This is a genomic window from Ideonella azotifigens (assembly GCF_006519715.1).
In the GTDB taxonomy this organism is placed as follows: Bacteria; Pseudomonadota; Gammaproteobacteria; order Burkholderiales; family Burkholderiaceae_C; genus Ideonella; species Ideonella azotifigens.
The window spans coordinates 1-5201 of sequence record NZ_VIDT01000403.1 but is presented as its reverse complement, the minus strand read 5'-3'; the positions used below and the strand labels follow the sequence as shown (position 1 = coordinate 5201).

Sequence of the window (5201 nt, the reverse complement as noted above, 5' to 3'; positions counted from 1 at the left end):
GGCGTGCTCTGGGGCGGTGCGGCTGGCGTGCTGGTCTGCCTGGTGCTGGCCGGGCGTTGCCTGGGCCGGCCGCTGGACGAATCGGCCCAGGCCAGCCGCAGTCCGGTTGCCAAAGGTGCCTGAACCCGTTCAGCTCATCCAGTTGCCGCCGTCGACATTCAGCGTCTGCGCGGTGATGTAGCGGGCCTCGTCGCTGGCCAGGAAGACGGCGGCCCCGGCAATGTCCTGCGGCGTGCCCATGCGGCCCAGCGGCACGGCCTTGCCCACCGCGATCTTCTTTTCGCCCAGCGCCAGGCCTTCGTACTTCGCGAACTGGGCGTCCACGTGCTGCCACATCGGCGTGTCGATCACGCCCGGCGCAATGCCGTTGACGCGGATGCCGTGCGGCGCCATCGCCAGCGCGGCGGACTGGGTGTAGCTGATGACGGCGGCCTTGGTCGCGCAATAGTGGGCCACCAGCGCTTCACCGCGCCGGCCGGCTTGCGAGGACATGTTGATCACGCTGCCGCGCACGCCGTGCGCCACCATCTGGCGCAGCACCGCCTGCATCGTGAAGAACATGCCTTTCACGTTGATGTCGAACAGGCGCTGGTAAGAGGCTTCGTCGGCTTCCAGCACCGGGGCCATGTCGAACACCGCGGCGTTGTTGAACAGCACGTCGATGGCGCCGAAGCCGGCGCTGGCCGCTTCCACCAGCGCCGCGATGCTGGCGGCCTGCGCCACGTCGGCCTGCTGGTAGCGCAGTGTTTCGGGATGCGCGGCCTGCAAGGCCTGCACGCCGGCGGAAGCTGCGCTGCCGATGTCGGCAATGGTGCAGCGCGCGGCTTCGGCCAGGCAGGCCTGCGCAACGGCCAGTCCGATGCCGCCGGCGGCGCCGGTCAGCAGCACATGTTTTCCCGCCAGGCGGCCCGTGGTGTCCATGTCGTCTCCTTGGTTCGGCTGGGGTGCCGACTTGTCCGACGATAGGAACTCTGGATGTTTTGTGCCGGTACTTTGCCGCCGGCCTGCCGATACTTCTCAGTCGAGCAGCCGGAAGGCCATGCCGATTTGCGAGCCGTAGATCGGGTAGCGCACCTTGATGCGGTAGCCGCGCAGCTTGCTGGCGTCCCACTCGCGCTCGGCGCAGGCCAGGCGGATCAGCTCCGGGTAACGCGCATATTCCGGCAGCCGGAAGGCTTCCGGGCCGCGGCCGAGGAACTGCACGGTTTCGACCATGTCCATGCGGTCGCCGAAGCGGCTGGGGTCGTCCGGGTGGGCAATGCCGCGGATCACCGTGTCGTACAGCCGCAGCTCGGGCTGGATGTCGGGCCAGACGTCGTCGTGCAGCAGCGCGTCGATCACGCAGCATTCGGTCGGCGGCTCGGCGTGCGCGGCCATGCCGCTGGTCGGGCCACCGGCGCCGCGGCGGGCCCGGTGGGCGTTGTTGTAGACCTGCACGTAGACGATGTCGTGGCCGCGGCCCTGCTCGCGGCTCAGCGGCAGGCCGAAGACGGAGGTCTGGATCACGCGGCCGTTCTGTTCGGTCTGCAACTGCTCGGGCTGCACGCTGGAGAACTGGCGCAGCAGCAGGTCTTCCATGCCGGAGACCGGCTGGCCGTTCAGGCTCAGCGCCTTGAAGCGGCTTTCTTCCGGGCTCAGCGAGGAGAAGTTCAGCCGCAGCAGGCCCGAAGGCTTCAGGCGCCGGCAGCCCAGCAAGGCGTCGATGCCGAGGCCGTCATGGCGCTCGGGGTTGTCGCGCGAGGGGTAGACGATGCCGGTGGACAGCACCAGGTCGGCCTGCACGCCGCGCAGTGCGCTGGTGGCCTTGAAGGCCAGCGTCTTCTGGCGCAACTCGATCGCGGCGCGCGACTCCAGCACCCATTCGCTGAGCACCGTGTCCAGCGTGGCGCGGTCGCCGAACTGCACGTCGACAAAAGTCTCGAAGGCCTGCACCGCGGCGGCAGCGCGCGAGAGGTGGCCAGGATCGAGCTTGGTGCGCTCGGCGCCGCGCAGCATCTGGGCCAGCACCTGGGCGCCGGGGATGTTGACCAGCGTGGTCAGCGGGTCGCCGCTGCGCACCGAGGACAGCAGCCGGGAGACGGCAGATTGGCCCAGGCCGAGTGCAGCCTGGAAGGCTTTCTGGTCGCGAGCGCCCTTGTCTTCGATGGCGGCGAGCAGCGCGCCGACGGCAGTCTGCAGTTCATTGCCCAGCGCTTCGGTGTGGCGGCGCAAGGCCAGGTCGGCTTCACTGGCCGAGGACGGAAACTGGGAGTTCATGCCGGCGAGGATACAAGCAGGAGCAGGCGCGCCGGACGCTCCGCCTGGCGTGGCGGGGCGCCCGGCGCGGACGAACGGCGCCGTGCGAGGGCGAAGGCACCGTTCGGACGTGGTTGCATGAGGAAACGCCGGGCCGTCCCAAGTTTCCTCATCCCCCTCGGGGGGCGGGCCGGGCAAAGCCCGGTCCTTGGGGGCACGCTCAGGGCTTGGGCAGCACGTGCAGGACCTGGGTCGAACTGGTCGAGCCTTGCGCGTTCGAGCAGGTCAGCACGTAGGGGTAGTCGCCCAATTCGGTCTGCCTGATGGTTTTGGTGCCTTCAGTCGCCACCTGGCCCGAGTCCCAGGTGCCGGTGACGGCGCACGAGTCGGCGTATTGCGAGTACCAGGCCAGCTTCATGAGTTTGCCCGGCGTCGTGTTGCTGGTGGTCATCGGCGGGTTGATCTGGTCGATGTAGAACTGCACCGCCGGCTTGGGCAGGATGGGGGCCGGGAAGGCCGCCGGGTCCACCTTCAGGATCGCGCCAGCGCTGTTGGCGCCGCCAGCGTAGGCGGGAACGTACAGCATGCCGTCGCTGCCCTTGGTCAGGCCAGCCTGCACCGCGAAGGCGCTGTCGGTCAGCGAGACCACGCCCACCAGCTTGCTGGTAGCGGGGTCGATTTCGATCAGCGTGCCGTAGCTGCGGCTCGGGCCGCCGTAAGGCGCGCTGCCGTACAGGTGGCCGTTCGGGCCGACGACCAGCGGCGAGGTCGGGAATTCGCCGTTGGTGATGTCGTCGAACTTCAGCACGGTCTGGAAGTTGCCCGCGCCGTTGAAGCGGTAGACCGAGCCGTAGTCGGCGCCGTTGCTGTTGGTCGTGCCGTACACATAGCCGTCGGCCGGGTTCGTCACCAGGCTGGCCTGCGGGTTGATGCTTTCGACGGTGCTGTCGAACGAATGCAGGACCTGGAAGCCGCTGCCGTCGCGGGCCATCTTGAAGGCCACGCCTTCGCCGGTGTTGCCGCCGCTCGAGGTCACGCCGTAGAGCAGGTTGTCGGTGCCCAGTGCCAGGCCGTGCGGGTTGCCGCCGGAGGCGTCGCCAGCGAAGCTGTGGATGACGGTGAACTTCTCGCCGCTGGGCTGCATCTTGAAGATCGCGCCGCGGCCGAACTCGCCGCCGCCGATGGCAAAGCCATACAGCAGGCCCTTGCTGTCCTGCACCAGCGCGCCGCCGGGGTAGGCGCCGTCGCTGCCGTTGAACACGTGCAGCAGCTTGAACTTGCCGCCGGGCACGTACTTCCACAGGCTGCCGTATTGTGCTGCGCCCTGGCCGGTCGAGGCATTGCCGTAGACCGAGCCGTCGCTGCCGACCATCAGGTCACCGCGCGGCGAGCCGCCTTCGGTCGAGCCGTCAAAGGTGTGCACCACCTTGTAGCCGCTGCCGTTGGTCTTGACGCGGAACACCAGGCCCCAGCCGCTGTCGGGCGAGTTGGTCAGCGCGGTGCCATACACATAGCCGTCCGGTGCCTGGACCATGGCGCCGTAGGGCTGGGCGCCCTTTTCGGCGCCGGGCATGGAGGCGATGACCGTGGTCGGGTCGGCCGCCAGCGCGGTGCCGTGCAGGCCCCACGAAGTGATGGCCAGCAGGCTGGCAAGGGTCAGGCCCGTGAATCGGCGCTTCGACCCGCCGAGAACGACATCCGCAATGTTTCGAGACACAAGGAACTCCTAGGGGTTGGGGGAGGTGCTGCCCGCTTGTTGCGGGTCGGCTACCGCTCGCGTGTTTGGGGTGCGCGACGGCCGGGAGCAAGCCGGCGCCCTCATGGGGCGCAGACCAGCCAAGAAGCAGACGCTGACGCGAGGAATCGTGTCCCTTGCACGCTGGCCCGGCACCGCGCTGCCGTGAGGGCAGTAGCGGGCTCGTGTCAGCGTTGTGTCAACGCCATGAACGTCAGCATAAAGCCTTCGCCACAGTTCCACAAGATTTCTAACGTATATGCATCACATATTTTTGGGGAATGAAAACACGCCAGAAATCAGCGGGTTCAGACGTAAGCACGAGGCGTGCCGGCGGCCCCGGCTGGCCCTCAGTGCAGCCGCAGCACGATGATGCCGGCGACGATCACCGCGGTGCCGCCAGCGCGCTGCCAGCCGAAGGGTTCGCGCAGCAGCAGCGTGCCGATCAGCGCGGCAAACAGCACCGAGGTCTCGCGCATGGCGGCCACCATCGCCACCGGCAGCAGCGTCATGGCCCACAGCGCAATGCCGTAGCTGCCGAGCGACGCGACCGTGCCGCCCAGTGCAACCGGCCAGCGCGCCGTCATGTAGGCGCGCGTGGCGGGCCATTGCGCGCGGCGCTGCCACAGCACCAGCGAAAGGTAGGGCAGGCCGTCGAGCAGGAACAGTGCGGCGACATAGCGCCCGGCGTCACCCGAGACGCGCACGCCCACGCCGTCCACCAGCGTGTAGCCGGCAATGAACACGGCGTTGAGCAGCGCAAAGCGCAGCGCCTTGCGGCGGCGCGCCGGGTCGCCTTCGTTTGCATGGCGTGACAGCCCCAGCGCCAGCACGCCGGTGCAAATGGTCAGCACGCCGGCCCAGCCCATGAAGGACAGGCTTTCGCTGATCAGCGCATGGCTGCAAAGGGCGACCAGCAACGGTGCGCAGCCGCGCATCAGCGGATAGGTCAGCCCCAAGTCGCCGTGCTTGTAGGCGCCAGCCAACGCGATGTAGTAGCCGATGTGGATCGCCGTCGAAGCCAGGATGTAAGGCCAGGCCGAAGCATCCGGCAGGCCCAGCCACAGCATCAGCGGCGGCGCGACCAGCGTGCCCAGGCCGTGGATCAGTCCGGTGTCCAGCGCCTTGTCGGTGGACGACTTGATCAGCGCGTTCCAGCTCGCATGCAGCAATGCCGCGCCCAGCACCGCCAGCAGCACCCAGCCGCTGCCGGGTGTGCCGCCGCTCAAGG

4 protein-coding genes are annotated in these 5201 nt (G+C 68.4%); all 4 read right to left on the bottom strand.

Annotated features, from left to right (window positions below; translation table 11 throughout):
• Nucleotides 1-129: 129 nt before the first annotated feature.
• On the bottom strand, nt 130-921 hold the full coding sequence (locus tag FKP22_RS20465) for an L-iditol 2-dehydrogenase (protein WP_141289540.1): 792 nt from the start codon (nt 919-921) through the stop codon (nt 130-132).
• A gap of 96 nt (nt 922-1017) precedes the next feature.
• Nucleotides 1018-2256: a hypothetical protein gene (locus tag FKP22_RS20460; protein ID WP_141289539.1), complete on the bottom strand. Its 1239-nt coding sequence runs from the start codon at nt 2254-2256 to the stop codon at nt 1018-1020.
• Nucleotides 2257-2455: 199 nt separating this feature from the next.
• On the bottom strand, nt 2456-3952 hold the full coding sequence (locus tag FKP22_RS20455) for a choice-of-anchor tandem repeat GloVer-containing protein (RefSeq protein WP_141289538.1): 1497 nt from the start codon (nt 3950-3952) through the stop codon (nt 2456-2458).
• A gap of 368 nt (nt 3953-4320) precedes the next feature.
• A complete protein-coding gene (locus tag FKP22_RS20450) occupies nt 4321-5199 on the bottom strand; it encodes an EamA family transporter (protein ID WP_141289537.1) in 879 nt (292 codons plus the stop codon).
• Nucleotides 5200-5201 lie beyond the last annotated feature (2 nt).

Coding starts and splice junctions, on each gene's coding strand:
- FKP22_RS20465 (WP_141289540.1), bottom strand. CDS start 921: ATGGACACCACGGGCCGCCTGGCGGGAAAACATGTGCTGCTGACCGGC.
- FKP22_RS20460 (WP_141289539.1), bottom strand. CDS start 2,256: ATGAACTCCCAGTTTCCGTCCTCGGCCAGTGAAGCCGACCTGGCCTTG.